The organism is Streptomyces sp. Q6, assembly GCF_036967205.1.
Lineage (GTDB): Bacteria > Actinomycetota > Actinomycetes > Streptomycetales > Streptomycetaceae > Streptomyces > Streptomyces citrinus.
In genome coordinates this window covers 2,690,174-2,705,320 of record NZ_CP146022.1, presented here as the reverse complement: position 1 = coordinate 2,705,320, position 15,147 = coordinate 2,690,174, and the positions used below count along the sequence as shown (strand labels likewise).

Annotated in this window: 13 protein-coding genes; 7 read left to right on the top strand and 6 right to left on the bottom strand. The window is 69.2% G+C overall.

The window, feature by feature from the left end:
• Positions 1 to 194 precede the first annotated feature (194 nt).
• From V2W30_RS12650 to V2W30_RS12630, 5 genes are all read left to right on the top strand, one after another.
• The gene (locus tag V2W30_RS12650; protein ID WP_338696190.1) at positions 195 to 1,544 is read left to right on the top strand and encodes an extracellular solute-binding protein; all 1,350 of its coding nucleotides are present in this window, start codon (positions 195 to 197) and stop codon (positions 1,542 to 1,544) included.
• Entirely contained in the window at positions 1,541 to 2,482 is a 942-nt protein-coding gene (locus V2W30_RS12645) for a sugar ABC transporter permease (RefSeq protein ID WP_338696189.1), read from the top strand. Before V2W30_RS12650 ends, V2W30_RS12645 begins: the two co-directional genes overlap by 4 nt.
• A complete protein-coding gene (locus tag V2W30_RS12640) occupies positions 2,479 to 3,345 on the top strand; it encodes a carbohydrate ABC transporter permease (protein ID WP_338696188.1) in 867 nt (288 codons plus the stop codon). Before V2W30_RS12645 ends, V2W30_RS12640 begins: the two co-directional genes overlap by 4 nt.
• A 44-nt stretch (positions 3,346 to 3,389) precedes the next feature.
• On the top strand, positions 3,390 to 4,319 hold the full coding sequence (locus V2W30_RS12635) for an arabinan endo-1,5-alpha-L-arabinosidase (RefSeq protein WP_338703581.1): 930 nt from the start codon (positions 3,390 to 3,392) through the stop codon (positions 4,317 to 4,319).
• 168 nt (positions 4,320 to 4,487) lie between these two features.
• Complete coding sequence (locus tag V2W30_RS12630) at positions 4,488 to 5,996, top strand: alpha-N-arabinofuranosidase (RefSeq protein WP_338696187.1); 1,509 nt, start codon at positions 4,488 to 4,490, stop codon at positions 5,994 to 5,996.
• Positions 5,997 to 6,060: 64 nt separating this feature from the next.
• Here V2W30_RS12630 and V2W30_RS12625 read toward each other — a convergent pair whose 3' ends face one another.
• Positions 6,061 to 7,158 (bottom strand): hypothetical protein, encoded by a 1,098-nt coding sequence (locus V2W30_RS12625; RefSeq protein WP_338696186.1) that lies wholly within the window; start codon positions 7,156 to 7,158, stop codon positions 6,061 to 6,063.
• Positions 7,159 to 7,312: 154 nt separating this feature from the next.
• On the opposite strand from V2W30_RS12625, the gene V2W30_RS12620 reads away from it, so the two are divergent.
• Together V2W30_RS12620 and V2W30_RS12615 are read left to right on the top strand one after the other, a co-directional pair.
• The gene (locus tag V2W30_RS12620; RefSeq protein ID WP_338696184.1) at positions 7,313 to 8,254 is read left to right on the top strand and encodes a sulfite exporter TauE/SafE family protein; all 942 of its coding nucleotides are present in this window, start codon (positions 7,313 to 7,315) and stop codon (positions 8,252 to 8,254) included.
• A complete protein-coding gene (locus V2W30_RS12615; RefSeq protein ID WP_338696183.1) occupies positions 8,251 to 8,463 on the top strand; it encodes a hypothetical protein in 213 nt (70 codons plus the stop codon). The genes V2W30_RS12620 and V2W30_RS12615 overlap by 4 nt, the downstream gene beginning before the upstream one ends.
• A 7-nt stretch (positions 8,464 to 8,470) precedes the next feature.
• On the opposite strand, the gene V2W30_RS12610 is transcribed toward V2W30_RS12615, so the two are convergent.
• The 5 genes from V2W30_RS12610 to chvE all read right to left on the bottom strand — a co-directional run bounded on the left by V2W30_RS12610 (position 8,471) and on the right by chvE (position 15,097).
• Positions 8,471 to 9,739, bottom strand: coding sequence for a pyridoxal phosphate-dependent aminotransferase (locus V2W30_RS12610; protein ID WP_425244526.1), 1,269 nt, complete (start codon positions 9,737 to 9,739; stop codon positions 8,471 to 8,473).
• Between the two features lie 172 nt (positions 9,740 to 9,911).
• A complete protein-coding gene (locus V2W30_RS12605) occupies positions 9,912 to 11,063 on the bottom strand; it encodes an aldose epimerase family protein (RefSeq protein ID WP_338696182.1) in 1,152 nt (383 codons plus the stop codon).
• A 78-nt stretch (positions 11,064 to 11,141) separates the two neighbouring features.
• Positions 11,142 to 12,386 (bottom strand): multiple monosaccharide ABC transporter permease, encoded by a 1,245-nt coding sequence (gene mmsB, locus V2W30_RS12600; RefSeq protein WP_338696181.1) that lies wholly within the window; start codon positions 12,384 to 12,386, stop codon positions 11,142 to 11,144.
• The gene (gene mmsA, locus V2W30_RS12595; protein ID WP_338696180.1) at positions 12,383 to 13,945 is read right to left on the bottom strand and encodes a multiple monosaccharide ABC transporter ATP-binding protein; all 1,563 of its coding nucleotides are present in this window, start codon (positions 13,943 to 13,945) and stop codon (positions 12,383 to 12,385) included. Before mmsA ends, mmsB begins: the two co-directional genes overlap by 4 nt.
• A 36-nt stretch (positions 13,946 to 13,981) precedes the next feature.
• Positions 13,982 to 15,097, bottom strand: a complete 1,116-nt coding sequence (gene chvE, locus V2W30_RS12590) for a multiple monosaccharide ABC transporter substrate-binding protein (RefSeq protein ID WP_338696178.1) — start codon at positions 15,095 to 15,097, stop codon at positions 13,982 to 13,984.
• Positions 15,098 to 15,147 lie beyond the last annotated feature (50 nt).

Genomic DNA, 15,147 nt, shown 5'->3' with positions numbered 1-15,147 from the left:
ACCCGGCCGCACCCACGCCGCAGCCGCGTCCGCCCGCACACCGGGCGGGCGCGGCTGCGGCTTTTCCGTGCCGTCACGCGACCGAAACTTTTCGGTGTCCAACCCATTGACGGTCGAAGCGCTTCAACCATACGGTCCCGTTCGAAGTTACGGGCAGCAGCCGAAATCTCGAACATCAACAGTAAGGGCAGGGCATGGGACGACCTGGCCTGAGTCGCAGGCAGATCCTTGGCGGGATAGGCGGGTTGACGGTCGCCGGAAGCTTCGGCTTCGCGGCGCTCGGCACCGGCGCCGACGCGCTGGCCTCCGGCGCGGACACCCGAGTGCGCTACTGGAACCTCTTCAGTGGCGGCGACGGCGCGAACATGATCGCGATGCTGGACTCCTTCCGTAAGGAGCATCCGGACATCGACGTGAAGGACTCCACCCTCCAGTGGGGCAACCCCTTCTACACGAAACTCGCCATGGCGGCCGCGGGCAACCGCGCCCCCGAGCTCGGCGTGATGCACCTCGGCCGGGTCGCGGGCTTCTCGCCGGGTCGCCTCCTCGACCCCTGGGACATGGACCTCCTCGCCAAGTACGGCGTACGGAAGGAGGACTACAACCCCGATCTGTGGAACCGCGGCATCATCGACGGCAAGCTCTACGCCCTGCCGCTCGACATCCACGTACAGCTCTGCTTCTACCGCAAGGACGTCCTGAAGAAGGCGGACCTGCTCGACGACGACGGCCGGATGATCCAGGCCACCTCCACCGCCGACTGGTTCGACGTGCTGAAGAAGGCCAAGAAGGTCCAGAAGAAGGGCCTCCAGACCATCGGCCTGTGGACCAACGACCAGAACTTCCAGTGGTGGTTCTTCGTCGCCTTCTACACCCAGCTCGGCGGCGAGTGGTTCAACGACGAGCGCACCGACGTCCGCTTCGACGCCGACAAGGCCACCCAGGTCCTGGAGTTCCTCCGCCGGCACGTCACCGACGGCTATGTGATCCCGGGCGCGCCCACCGGCGAGCAGTTCATCAACGGCGCCCCCTTCACCTGGGAGGGCAACTGGTCGGTGCCCGTCTTCTCCGGCGCCGAGCTGGACTACGGCGCCACCCCGCTGCCGCCCGTCTTCGGCAAGCAGGCCACGCACGCCGAGTCGCACTCCTTCGTCCTGCCGCACCAGGGCGACCGCGGCGGCGCCACCAACGAGGGCGCGCACGAACTCGCCGCGTACGTCGTCAAGCACGCCCAGCAGTGGGCGGCCGGCGGCCACATCCCCGCGTACACGCCGAACCTGTCGACGGCCGCGTACAAGAAGCTCACCCCGCAGAACGAGTACGTGAGCGCCATGGACCACCAGGCCACCGAGCCCAAGGTGTGGTTCGCGGGCTCCACCGGCGTCCTCGCCCAGGACCTCGGTCCGATGGTCGTCTCCTCGACGATGGGCTCCGCCAAGCCGGACGCCGTCGCGCGGCGCATGAAGACGGAGCTCGGCAAGCTCCTCGCCTCGAAGAACCCGATGGACGGCAAGACCGCCGCGCAGGGAGGTGCGGTCGCATGACGACGACCAGTGCTGAGAGCGTCATCGCCCCGGCGCGCGCGAAGAGCGCGGTCGTGAGCACCACCGTCCGCCGCAAGCAGGGCTTCCAGCACGGGGGCTGGTTCGTCGCCCCCTTCCTGGTGCTGTTCGCGCTGTTCGTGATCTGGCCGCTGCTGCGTGGCGTCTACCTCAGCTTCACGGACGCCAACATCTCCGGCGACGGCGCCAGCTTCGTCGGCCTCGACAACTACCGCGACGCCCTGAACGACCAGGCCATGTGGGACGCGCTCGGACACAGCGCGTACTTCACGCTCCTCGTCGTCCCGTGCATCACGCTCCTCGCGTTCCTGCTCGCGATGCTCGCGCACCACATCGAGCGCGCGAAGTGGCTGTGGCGGCTGTGCTTCTTCGCCCCGTTCCTGCTGCCGTCGACGGTCGCGGCCAACATGTGGCAGTGGCTGTTCACGCAGGGCATCGGCCTGTTCAACCACACCTTCGGCATCGAGACGCCCTGGCTGACCGACAAGTCGTACGCGATGCTCGCCATCGTCATCACCACCCTGTGGTGGACCGTCGGCTTCTCCTTCCTGCTGTACCTCGCCGCGCTCCAGGGCATCCCCGGCCACCTCTACGAGGCCGCGAAGCTGGACGGCGCCAACGCCTGGCACCGCATGGTCCACATCACCCTGCCGATGCTGCGCCACATCACGGGGCTCGTCGTCGCGCTCCAGATCCTGGCCTCGCTCCAGCTCTTCGACCAGGCCGTCGTGATGATGGACTTCGGTCCAGGACCCGAGCTCTCCACCCGCTCCTTCGTGCAGTACACCCTCGAACAGGGCTTCACCAGCTACCGCGTGGGCTACGCCTCCGCGATGTCCATCATCTTCTTCGTGATCATCGCGGCCGTCGCCCTCGGGCGGATGGTGCTGCTGCGCAACCGTGAGGAGGGCACTCGATGACCGCCACCGAGACACCGGTCGGGTCCCGCAAGGCACGCAGGCCCTGGACGCCCAGCCAGATCGTCCTCACGCTGCTCGGCGTGGCCGTCTCCGCCGCCTTCCTGGCGCCGATCGCCGCGGCCCTGCTCACCTCCCTCAAGTCCGAGGCCGAGGCCGCCGAGATCCCGCCGCACTGGCTGCCGAAGGTGTGGACGACCCAGGCGTGGAAGGCGCTGTGGGAGACCGGCAACGTCTCCAACTGGTTCGTGAACTCGCTCGTCGTCTCCGTCTGCGTCACCGCGATCGTGCTCGCCGTCGCCGCACTCGCCGGATACGGCTTCGCCCGCACGGAGTTCAAGGGCAAGAACGTCCTGATGGGCGTCGTCATGGCCGGCCTCATGGTCTCCCCGGCGGTCCTCGGCGTCCCGCTGTTCACCACGGTCCAGCAGATGGGGATGGTCGACACGTACTGGGGCATGATCCTGCCGCAGTGCGCCCCGGCGGCCATGGTCTACATCCTCTACAAGTTCTTCCAGGGCATCCCGCGCGAGCTGGAGGAGGCCGCGTTCATCGACGGCGCGGGCCGCTGGCGGGTCTTCTTCACCATCGTCGTCCCGCTCGCCCGCCCCTCCCTCGCGGCGGTCGGCATCTTCACCTTCATCGCGTCGTGGAACAACTTCCTGTGGCCGTACATGGTCACCAACAACCCCGACCTGATGACCATGCCGAACGGCATCGCGACCGTCATGAACTCCTACGGCATCCAGTGGGCCCAGCTCATGGCCGGCGGCCTGATGGCGGGCCTGCCGCTCATCATCGTGTTCGTCTTCTTCCAGCGGCAGATCGTGGCGGGCGTCGCCCACACGGGATTGGCGGGACAGTGACCACGACCGTGCGCGCGGCGATCGGCGCGGCGGCCGCGGCGAGCATGCTCGCCCTCCTGCCGAACGCGGCCCAGGCGGCGCAGAGTTACCCGGACCCGCAGACCATCACCGGCCAGCAGATCATCCACGACCCGACCGTCGTCAAGCTCAAGGACGGCCGCTACGTCGCCTACTCCACCGGCGGGATCATCGGCGCCCGCCTCTCGTCGAACCGCGTCGACTGGTCCGACGAGGGCAACGCCTTCGCCACCCCGCCGAGCTGGTGGTACGAGTACAACGCCACCGGCGACCCGTGGGCCCCGGACATCTCGTACCGGGACGGCAGATACTGGCTCTACTACGCGGTCTCCTCCTGGGGCACGAACCACTCGGCGATCGGCGTCGCGACCTCCGACTCCGGACTCCCGGGCACCTGGACGGACCACGGCAAGGTCTTCTCCTCGGAGACCGGCGACAGCTGGAACGCCATCGACCCGGGGATCGTCCGCGCGGGCGGCAGGCTCTGGATGTCCTTCGGCTCGTACTGGACCGGCATCCGCATGGTCGAGCTCGACCCCCGCACGGGGAAAGCGATCACCGGGGCCACCGTCCACCACCTCGCCACCCGCCCCGACGCCCCGTACGCCGTGGAGGGCCCGGCGGTCGTCAAGCACGGCCGCCACTACTACCTCCTCGCCTCGTACGACGCGTGCTGCTCCGGTGTGAACTCCACGTACAAGATCCGGGTGGGCCGCTCGACGTCGGTCACGGGCCCGTACGTCGACAAGGACGGCAAGGCCCTCCTGGACGGCGGCGGTTCGCTGCTCCTCGCCGGGCACGGCCGGTTCGTCGGCACCGGCGGCGAGTCCGTCTTCCAGGACAAGGGGCGCGACGTCCTCGCGTACCACTACTACGACGCCGAGGACAACGGCACCCCGAAGCTCGGCCTCAACGAGCTGAGCTGGGGCAAGGACGGCTGGCCGGCCGTGTCCTGACGACGCGGCCCACCGGCGCCGGGGCGGGCGCGAAGCATTGACGACGGTTCGCGCCCGCCTTACGGTTTGTCCGCTGGTTCGACCAATGTCCGTGATTTCGAACGAAGTTGGCGTGATCCCTCGCCGGGGGCGCCAGACCCAACCGACACACCACAGAGGCAGTCCTTCATGACTCGTACCGCCCGATTCGCCCTCGACCCCGCGTTCACCGTCGGCAAGGTCGATCCGCGCCTGTTCGGCTCGTTCGTGGAACACCTCGGCCGCTGCGTCTACACCGGCATCTTCGAGCCGGAGCACCCCACGGCCGACGAGGCCGGACTGCGCACGGACGTCCTCGAACTGGTCCGTGAACTCGGGGTCACGGCCATCCGCTACCCCGGCGGCAACTTCGTCTCCGGCTACAAGTGGGAGGACTCCGTCGGCCCCGTCGAGGACCGCCCCAAGCGCCTCGACCTCGCCTGGCGCACGACGGAGTCGAACCGGTTCGGCCTGTCCGAGTACATCGCCTTCCTGAAGAAGGTCGGCCCGCAGGCCGAGCCGATGATGGCGGTCAACCTCGGCACGCGCGGGGTCGCCGAGGCCATCGAGCTCCAGGAGTACGCCAACCACCCGCAGGGCACGGCGCTCTCCGACCTGCGCATCGCCCACGGCGACAAGGACCCCTTCGGCATCCGCCTGTGGTGCCTGGGCAACGAGATGGACGGCCCCTGGCAGACCGGCCACAAGACGGCCGAGGAGTACGGGCGGATCGCGGCCGAGACGGCCCGCGCGATGCGCCAGATAGACAAGGACGTCGAACTCGTCGCCTGCGGCTCCTCCGGCCAGGGCATGGACACGTTCGCCGAGTGGGAGGCGACGGTCCTCACCGAGACCTACGACCTCGTCGACTACATCTCCCTGCACGCCTACTACGAGGAGCACGACGGCGACCGCGACTCGTTCCTCGCCTCCGCGGTCGACATGGAGTCGTTCATCGAGAACGTCGTCGCGACCTGCGACCACGTGGGCGCCAAGCTCAAGTCGTCGAAGAAGATCAACCTCTCCTTCGACGAGTGGAACGTCTGGTACATGTCCCGCACCGACGCCCAGGTCTCGGCCCTGGACTGGCCGGAGGCCCCCCGCCTCCTGGAGGACGTCTACTCCGTCACGGACGCGGTCGTCTTCGGCTCGCTCCTGATCGCGCTGCTGCGCCACGCGGACCGCGTCACGGTCGCGTGCCTGGCCCAGCTGGTCAACGTCATCGCGCCGATCATGACCGAGCCCGGCGGCGCGGCCTGGCGCCAGACGACGTTCTTCCCGTTCGCGGCCGCCGCCAAGTACGGCCGGGGCGAGGTCCTCGACGTCCGCGTGTCGGGTCCCACCTACGACACGAAGCGCCACGGCACCGCGGACCTGCTGCACGCGACGGCCGTCCGCGCCGAGGACGGCACGGTTACCGTCTTCGCGGTCAACCGCAGCCAGACACAAGCGCTTCCCCTCGAAGTCGCCCTGCATGCACTTGAGTTGACGACGGTCGTCGAGCACTCGGTGCTCGCCGACGCCGACCCGGACGCCCGCAACACCCTCACCGACCCGGAGCGTGTGGCCCCGCACGCCGGCACCGGCACGACCCTGGACGCCGGCACGCTCAAGGCCACCCTCGAACCGCTGTCGTGGAACGTGATCCGGCTCGGCTGACCCGCACCGACCCGTCCCCGAGGTGCGATCGGCCGAGGCCGTCCGCGCCTCGGGAACGCGGTGCCTACTGAAAGCTCAGCCGGTGCGGGTGCGTGAGGTCGTCGGGGCACACGAAGACGCGCATCTCGTCCCGGCCCAGATGTACTTCCGTCGGCGTGGACGCTCCGGGGGCGCCGATCAGATGGCGGTCCTCCAGCGGCACCCAGCTCGTGGTGCCGTCCCACTCGCCGGAGCCGACGGTGAGCAGCGGCCGCATCGGCGTCCGGCAGACGGAGCAGTCGACGCGGGCCGGGTCGGTCAGATGCCACGAGGCGTAGCCGCCGACCTTCCAGCCCGGGGCGATGGACAGATCATGCCGGTACGAGAAGGTCTCCGGCGGCGCGGGGCGCGCGGCCATCGCGGCCTCGTACTCCGCGAAGGAGGCGTAGCTCCCGCCCGGCTCCTCCTCGGCTGCCTCCAACGCCGCCTCCTCCAGGGCGAGTTGCTCGTCCTCCCAGGCGTCCACGGCGTCCCGCAGCGCGTCGTCGAGCAGATCCGCGTACTCGTGCTCCACGACCTGCTCCGGATCGAGGACGCACGGGGCAGGAACGCACTCCCGGCGCCCGGCGAGCCGCGGCTCCGGCATGACCGCGAGGGCCCGCGTGACGTCCGCCGCCCGCCGCCACCGCAGCACCACGTCGATCGACCGCTCGGGGCCGTGCGCCTCGAACGGACACCACAGGACCTGGAGCAGGTCGGCACCGTCCGGACCGGCCGGCAGATCGGGGATGTCGCGGGCGTAGAACTGGGCCGCGGCGAGCAGCGGCACCGGGTCCTCGTCCTCGATGCCGGGCACGCGCCGCTCCCGCCGCCCCAGCCGCGTCAGCTCCTCCCGCTCCGCCTCGGTCGGCCCGTGCCCGGGGTCCCGGCGCCAGGCCGCCGCGAGAAGCTCGCGGTACGCGCGTACGTGCGCGAGCCGGTACCCGGTGTTCTTGCGGTGCGCGGCCGCGCACACCGGCCACGGCTCGTCCGCCGGCCACAGCAGCGGCCCGCCCACCGAACTCTCCGCGGGCCCCGCGGTCCCGGGCCGCGGATGCAGCCGCGTCGTCGTGCGCCGGTAGGCCCGCAGCCCGGGGAAGAGCGCCTCGGGGTCCAGCGGGCGCGGGGGAGTCGTGCGGGTCACGGGGGCGGTCCCTTCCGGTGCGACGTGCGGCGGTGCGGCGGCCACTCCATCACGTCCGCGTCTGGTGGCGGGAATCGCCCGGGTCCGTTCCGGCATCCGAGATCCTGGCCCTCCTCATACCTTCCCCATAGGGAACGTCGGCACAGTGGGCGCCATGGACTTCTCGTGGACGATCGTCGTCGCCGGCGCCCTCGTCGGGCTCGCCGTGGGCCTCACCGGCATGGGCGGTGGCGCCCTGATGACCCCGATCATGGTCATGTGCTTCGGGGTCGACCCGACCGCCGCCATCGGCAGTGACCTGGCCACGTCGCTGTTCATGAAGCCGTTCGGCGCCGCCGTGCACCAGAAGGCGGGCACCATCCGGTGGGACATCGTCCGCCGGCTGCTGCCCACCGCCCTGCCCGCGGCCTTCGGCGGTGCCCTGCTCCTGCGGGCCTTCGGGGACGGGGAGCAGCTCCAGACCCGCGTGAAGTACGTCATCGGCGGCGCCCTGCTGCTCGCCGTGACCGGCATGCTCGCCCGGATGTGGCTCGACCGGCGCCGCGGGCTCGGCTCCGCCGCGGCCGAGGACGCCGCCGTGCGGGTCAGGACGGTGCCGACGCTCCTGATCGGTCTGGTCGGCGGGCTCGTCGTCGGGATGACCTCGGTCGGCTCCGGGTCCCTGATCATCGTCATGCTGATGCTCGCCCACCCCCGGCTCAAGGCCAACCACCTGGTCGGCACCGACCTCGTCCAGGCCGTCCCGCTGGTCGGCGCCGCGGCCCTCGGCCACTTCCTGGTCGGGGACGTGTCGCTCGGCCTGGCCGGAACGCTGCTCATCGGCGCGATCCCGGGTGTGCTGGCGGGCGCGCTGCTCTCCACCCGAGTCTCCGGGCCCGCGCTGCGCTGGGCCCTCGTCGTGCTGCTCACCGGCTCCGGCCTCGCCATGTGGGGCATGTCCGGGACCCCGCTGGTCCTGGTCTGCCTGGCGTTCGCGGCCCTCGGCGTGGCCGTGACGCGGCGCACCCGGCGCGCGGAGCGACGCGCACCGGCCGCGGAGCCCGCCGCCGGCACCGAGGAACCGGCCCCCCTGCCGTCCCCGACAATGACCCCGTGAGGATCTCGGCCCGAGTCGACTACGCGGTGCGCGCCGTCCTGGAGCTCGCCGACGGCGGCGACCCGGTCGGGGCGGAGGCCGTCTCGGCCGTCCAGGAGATCCCGCACAAGTTCCTGGCGGGCGTCACGCTCGCCGACATCGCGCACGACCAACTGGCGGACGCCGTCGGGGAACTGGCCGCCGACCCGGCCGCCTGGCGCAACCCCTGACCGGAGCTCAGGCCCCGGCCGTCCGGATGAGCCGGTCCACCGCCGCCGTGCCCGAGCTGTAGGTGGTCCCTCCGCCCAGCTCGGGCACGGCGGCGGGGTTCTGGGGGTGTCCCCCAGAGGACACAGCCCTCCCGCGCCCCATCAGGGCCTCCAGGCCGGCCACCAGGCGCAGGACGTCCGGCTGGGGGCGCACCACGAGGCGCAGGAAGCTACTGGAAGATCCGATCTTGTTGCCGCACTCGCGCACCAGGACCCCGTGCTCGGCGAGCAGCCGGTCGCGCACCTCGACCCCGTCGACGCCGTCGGGCAGGCGCACGTACAGGAAGTTGCCCTGCGACGGATAGACGGTGAGACCGGGCAGGCGGGCCAGGTGCCAGCGCATGTCCTGGCGGTCGCGGCACACCTGGCGGATGCTGTCGGTGTACTCGGGGCGGTGGTCGCGCAGCATGAACACCACCGTCTCCGCGAAGGAGTTGAGGTTCCACTTCGGCAGCGCGGCCCGCACCCGTCCGGCGAGGCCCGGGTTCGCGACGAGATAGCCGAAGCGGATGCCGTGCAGCCCGAAGTTCTTGCCGAGGCTGCGCAGCACGATCACGTTCGGGCGGAGCACCGCCTCCTGGACGAGGCTCGGGTCCTGCCCGCCCTCGGCGTCCGCGAAGTCGAGGAACGACTCGTCGATCACGATCAGATCGAGATGGCGCAGCTCGTCGACGAGGGTGAGCAGGGCGCGCCGCCCGAGGAGTCCGCCGTCGGGGTTGTTCGGATTGCAGACGACGGCGACCCGTGAGCCGCGCGCGTGGATGAACTCGGCGTACTGCGCCGGGTCCAGGGCGAATCCGTCCCGCTCCGCCAGCGGGAACATGTCGACCCGTTTGCCCGTCTCCATCGGCTGGTCGGTCCACCGCCCGAACGTCGGCACCGGCACGGCGAGCGACTCGCGCACCAGCAGGTGGTCGATCCAGGTGATGAGTTCGGTCGAGCCGTTGCCCATCGCGACGGTCTGCGGATTGAGCCCGAGGACCTGGCACAGCTCGGCCGTGATGGTGTCGGCGCCGCTCGGGTAGTACGTCAGGATCTCGTGCAGCCGCCCGCGCAGCGCGTCGAGCATGGCGGGGGTGGGGAAGTACGGGTTGCACGGGATGCAGAAGTCGACGGGGGCCGCGACGGGCCCCGCGTGCTCGGGGTGACCGGCCGCCGCGCCGCTCCGACCGATCTCGGCGAACGAGGGGCTGTGTGCCGCCGTGGTGCGGAACAGCGCGGTGACCTGGCCTGCCACTGCCGCCTCCCTCCCTGTGTGTCGTTACCGGATAGGTGATGTGGGGTGCCCAGGAGTACGCGGGAGAGCGGTGCCGTGTTCAACGCGTGGGGCGGAAATTGCCGCACGGGACACGACACCGGCCCCGCCCGTGGTCGACACAGGGCGGGGCCGGGGGTTTTGGGGTGACGGGTCAGGCGCTGAAGGAGTGCACCGTCGTCGTCCGGTAGGTCTCACCGGGCCGCAGCACGGTGGAGGGGAACGAGGGCTGGTTCGGCGAGTCCGGGAAGTGCTGCGTCTCCAGGCAGAGGCCGTCGCCCTGCCGGTAGGTGCGCCCGGACGGGCCGGTGAGCGTGCCGTCGAGGAAGTTGCCCGAGTAGAACTGGACGGCGGGCTGGTCGGTGGCGATCTTCAGGGTGCGGCCCGACGACGGGTCGCGCAGCGTCGCGAAGTGCACGGGCTTCGCGGTGATCCCCTTGTCGAGCACCCAGTTGTGGTCGAAGCCCTTGGCCGTGACCAGCTGCGGGTGCGCGATCCGGATGTCGCGGCCGATCGGCTTCGCGGAGCGGAAGTCGAACGGGGTGCCCGCGACCTTCGCCAGCTCACCGGTCGGGATGAGCCCCGAGTCGGTGGGCGTGAAGCGCGAGGCGGCGAGGGTCAGTTCGTGGTCGTAGATGCCGCCGCTGCCCTCACCCGCCAGGTTGTAGTACGTGTGGTTGGTGAGGTTCACGACGGTCGCCTTGTCCGTCGTGGCCGTGTAGTCGATCCGCCAGTCGCCGCGCGCGGTCAGCGTGTACGTGACCGTGGTGCGCAGCGTGCCGGGGTAGCCCATCTCGCCGTCGACCGACGTGTAGTGCAGCTTCAGGCCGACGTCGGAGCCCGAGGTGAAGCCCTCCACGTCCCACACCCGCGTGTTGAAGCCCTTGGCGCCGCCGTGCAGGGAGTTGACCCCGTCGTTCACGGAGAGCTGGTACGTCTTCCCGTCGAGCGTGAAGCGGCCGTTCGCGATGCGGTTGCCGTAGCGGCCGATGGTGGCGCCGAAGAACGTGGTGCCCGCGACGTAGTCCTCGATGTTGTCGTAGCCGAGGGAGACGTTCTTGTAGCGGCCGTGGCGGTCAGGGATCTCCAGCGACTGCACGATGCCGCCGTAGGAGAGGACCTTCAGGCGGGTGCCGCCGTTCTCCAGGGACCAGCGGTAGATCTTCGTGCCGTCGGCGAGCTTACCGAAGGGCTCCTTCACCGGCTTCCTTCCTGACGCGGCGTGCGCCGTGCCACCGACGGTGGTGGTGGCGGCGATGCCCGCGGCAGCGGCCGCCGCGAGCACCGTTCGTCTGGTCGTGTCCATCTGACGCTCCTAGCTGGGGGAGTGGTGCCTGATGACGTGCGACGTACGAGTTGCGACTCCTGATCGACGCGCGAGCGGCTACGAGCCGACGCGGCGCTTGTTCCAGACGTCGAAGCCGACCGCGGCGAGCAGGGCGAGCCCCTTGATCACCGACTGCCAGTCGGAGCCGACGCCGAGCAGGTTCATGCCGTTGTTCAGCACACCGAGGACGAGACCGCCGATGATCGCGCCGAGAACGGTGCCGACACCGCCGCTCATGGAGGCGCCGCCGATGAACGACGCGGCGATGGCCTCCAGCTCGAAGTTGAGGCCGGCCTTCGGCGAGGCCGCGTTCAGGCGGGCGGCCACGACCAGACCCGCCAGGGCCGCGAGCACGCCCATGTTCAGGAAGACGTAGAAGGAGACCTTCTTGTCCTTCACGCCGGAGAGCTTCGCCGCCGGGAGGTTGCCGCCGATGGCGTAGATGTGCCGGCCGAAGATCGAGTTGCGCATCAGGTAGCCGTAGCCGACGACCAGGACGCCGAGGATCAGCAGGACGATCGGGGCGCCCTTGTAGCTGGCGAGCAGCATCGTCACCACGGCGATGGCGGCGACGATCGCGACCAGCTTCAGGACGAACAGGTTGAACGGCGGCAGTTCGAGCGCGAACTCCTGCTGGCGGCGCCGGTCGCGCAGCTCCTGGATCACCACGGCGGCGGCGAGCACGACGCCCAGCAGCAGGGTCAGGTTGTGGTAGTTCGTGTTCGGGCCGACCTCGGGCAGGAAGCCGTTGCCGAGCTTGCCGAGGCCCTCGGGGAACGGGCCGAGCGTCTGGCCCTTCAGCAGGATCTCGGTGAGGCCGCGCCACACCAGCATGCCCGCCAGCGTCACGATGAAGGAGGGTATGCCTCCGTACGCGATCAGCCAGCCCTGGATGCAGCCGGCGGCGCCGCCCATCGCGAGGCAGATGATCGCGGCGATCGGCCAGGCCACGTCGTGGCTGACCATCAGGACGGCGGCCGTCGACCCGACGAACGCGGTCAGCGAGCCGACCGACAGGTCGATGTGCCCGGCGATGATGACCAGCATCATGCCGATCGCGAGGATCAGGATGTAGCTGTTCTGCAGCACCAGGTTGGAGACGTTGCGCGGCAGGATCAGGTCGCCGTTGGTCCAGATGGCGAACACGATCACGAGCAGGCCGAGCGCGAGCAGCATGCCGTACTGGCGCATGTTGCGGCGCATCCCGTCGAGCACGAGACGCAGCAGTCCGCCTTCGGCGGTGGTCCCGCCCTTGCCCGGCGGCGCGGGCGCCGGGGACTTGTCCATCACGTCCGTGCTCATCGCGTTACCTCTTCTGTCCCGTTCTTGTCCTTGGTCATCAGGCGCATCAGGGACTCCTGCGTCGCCTCCGCGCGGGTGACCTCACCGGTCAGCCGTCCCGCGCTCATCGTGTAGATGCGGTCGCACATGCCGAGCAGTTCGGGCAGCTCGGACGAGATGAAGACGACCGCCTTCCCCTCGGCGGCCAGCTTGTCGATGACCGTGTAGATCTCGTACTTGGCACCGACGTCGATCCCGCGGGTCGGCTCGTCGAGGATCAGCACCTCGGGACCCGCGAAGATCCACTTGCTGAGGACGACCTTCTGCTGGTTGCCGCCGGACAGCTTGCCCGCCGGTTCGAAGACCGTCGGGGCCTTGATGTTCATCGACGTGCGGTACTCCTCGGCGACCTGACGCTCGCCGTGCTCGTCGACCACACCCCGCTTGGAGACCTTGCCGAGCGCGGCGAGGGAGATGTTGCGGTTGATGGTGTCGATGAGGTTGAGCCCGTAGTGCTTGCGGTCCTCGGTGGCGTAGGCGATGCCGTGTCCGACGGCCTCCGCGACCGACTTCGTACGGATCTCCTTGCCGTCCTTGAGGACGGTGCCGCCCGCGTACCGGCCGTAGGTCCGCCCGAAGACGCTCATCGCGAGTTCGGTGCGGCCGGCGCCCATCAGGCCCGCGACGCCGACGATCTCCCCGCGGCGTACGTGCAGCGAGACGTCGTCGACGACCTTGCGCTCGCGGTCGATGGGGTGGTGCACGGTCCAGTTGCGGATCTCCAGGGCCGGGGCGGCGCCCTTCTCGGCCTGGTGCGGGGTCCGCTCGGGGAAGCGGTGCTCCAGGTCGCGGCCGACCATCCCGGAGATGATCCGGTCCTCACTGGTCTCGTCGGCGTGCACGTCGAGGGTCTCGATGGTGCGGCCGTCGCGCAGGATCGTCACCGAGTCGGCGACGCGCCGGATCTCGTTGAGCTTGTGCGAGATGATGATCGAGGTGATGCCCTGTTCCTTCAACTCCAGGATCAAGTCGAGGAGTTTGCCGGAGTCCTCGTCGTTGAGCGACGCGGTCGGCTCGTCCAGGATCAGCAGTTTCACGTCCTTGGCGAGCGCCTTGGCGATCTCCACGAGCTGCTGCTTGCCGACACCGATGTCGGCGATCCGGGTGTTGGGGTTCTCGGACAGGCCCACCCGGCGCAGCTGCCGGGTGGCGTGGCGCAGGGTCTCGCGCCAGTCGATCATTCCGCGGGTGGCGTGCTCGTTGCCGAGGAACATGTTCTCGGCGATCGACAGGAACGGCACGAGGGCCAGTTCCTGATGGATGATCACGATGCCGCGCTTCTCGGACGCGTTGATGTCCTTGAACTCGCAGGGCTGCCCCTCGAAGAGGATCTCGCCCTCGTACGTGCCGTGCGGATGGACGCCGGAGAGCACCTTCATCAAAGTGGACTTTCCGGCGCCGTTCTCACCGCAGATGGCGTGGACCTCGCCCTGACGTACTGTCAGCGTGACGTCCGAGAGCGCTTTGACACCGGGAAAGGTCTTGACGATCGAGCGCATTTCCAGGACGGGTCCCGCCATGGTCGTGCCCTTCAACTAGTGGTCGGACAGGGGTACTTACAGGCCCAGGTCGGCCTTGGTGTAGTAACCGCCGTCGACCAGTTCCTTCTCGTAGTTCTCCTTGGTGACCAGGACGGGCTTGAGCAGGTACGAGGGGACGACCTTGGCGCCGTTGTCGTACGTCTTGGTGTCGTTGACCTCGGGCTTCTTGTCGTGCAGCACGTCGTCGACCATGGTCACCGCGACCTTGGCCAGCTCACGGGTGTCCTTGTAGACGGTCGAGTACTGCTCGTCCGCGATGATCGACTTCACCGAGGCGACCTCGGCGTCCTGGCCCGAGACGGCCGGCAGCGGCTTGGACTTGGAGCCGTAGCCGTCCGACTTCAGGGCGGAGAGGATGCCGATGGAGATGCCGTCGTACGGGGAGAGCACCGCGTCCACGCGGGTGCTGCCCTTGTACGTCGAGGTCAGGATGTCGTCCATGCGCTTCTGGGCGGTGGCGCCGTCCCAGCGCAGCGTGGTGACCTGGTTGAGCTTGGTCTGGCCGGACTTGACGACGACCTGCTTCTTGTCGATGTACGGCTGGAGCGTCTTCATCGCTCCGTTGAAGAAGTACTTGGTGTTGTTGTCGTCGTTGGAGCCGGCGAACAGCTCGACGTTGAACGGGCCCTTCTTGCCGGAGTCGAGGCCCAGCTTGGTGACCAGCGAACCGGCCTGGAGCTCGCCGACCTTCTCGTTGTCGAACGTCGCGTAATAGCTGACGTTCTTCGAGTCGAGGATGAGCCGGTCGTAGGCGATGACCGGGATGTCGGCGTCGGCGGCCTGCTGGAGCACCGAGCTGAGCGACTTGTTGTCGATCGCGGCGACGATCAGCGCCGAGACGCCCTGCGTGATCATGTTCTCGATCTGCGAGACCTGCTGGTCGGGGTCGTCCTCGCCGAAGACCAGCTTCGTCTTGTAGCCCTTCGCCTTCAGCGACTTCACGACGTTGTTGCCGTCGGCGATCCAACGCTCCGAGGACTTCGTCGGCATCGCGATGCCGACCGTCGATCCTTCGGCACTCTTCTTGCCCTCGTCCTTGCCGCCCTCGCTGCTTTGACCGCAGGCGGTCAGCGTCAGGGCGAGGGAGGCGGAGGCGGCTATCGCTGCGAGAGCGGCTCGGCGGTTTCGCATGGTCATCATCCTTGATGTGTGAGTGCAGAGCTCGGTCGGCGGTGCGAAGT

Coding starts and splice junctions, on each gene's coding strand:
- mmsB (WP_338696181.1), bottom strand. CDS start 12,386: ATGAGCACGGACGTGATGGACAAGTCCCCGGCGCCCGCGCCGCCGGGC.
- V2W30_RS12645 (WP_338696189.1), top strand. CDS start 1,541: ATGACGACGACCAGTGCTGAGAGCGTCATCGCCCCGGCGCGCGCGAAG.
- V2W30_RS12630 (WP_338696187.1), top strand. CDS start 4,488: ATGACTCGTACCGCCCGATTCGCCCTCGACCCCGCGTTCACCGTCGGC.
- chvE (WP_338696178.1), bottom strand. CDS start 15,097: ATGCGAAACCGCCGAGCCGCTCTCGCAGCGATAGCCGCCTCCGCCTCC.
- mmsA (WP_338696180.1), bottom strand. CDS start 13,945: ATGGCGGGACCCGTCCTGGAAATGCGCTCGATCGTCAAGACCTTTCCC.
- V2W30_RS12650 (WP_338696190.1), top strand. CDS start 195: ATGGGACGACCTGGCCTGAGTCGCAGGCAGATCCTTGGCGGGATAGGC.
- V2W30_RS12620 (WP_338696184.1), top strand. CDS start 7,313: ATGGACTTCTCGTGGACGATCGTCGTCGCCGGCGCCCTCGTCGGGCTC.
- V2W30_RS12640 (WP_338696188.1), top strand. CDS start 2,479: ATGACCGCCACCGAGACACCGGTCGGGTCCCGCAAGGCACGCAGGCCC.
- V2W30_RS12635 (WP_338703581.1), top strand. CDS start 3,390: ATGCTCGCCCTCCTGCCGAACGCGGCCCAGGCGGCGCAGAGTTACCCG.
- V2W30_RS12605 (WP_338696182.1), bottom strand. CDS start 11,063: ATGGACACGACCAGACGAACGGTGCTCGCGGCGGCCGCTGCCGCGGGC.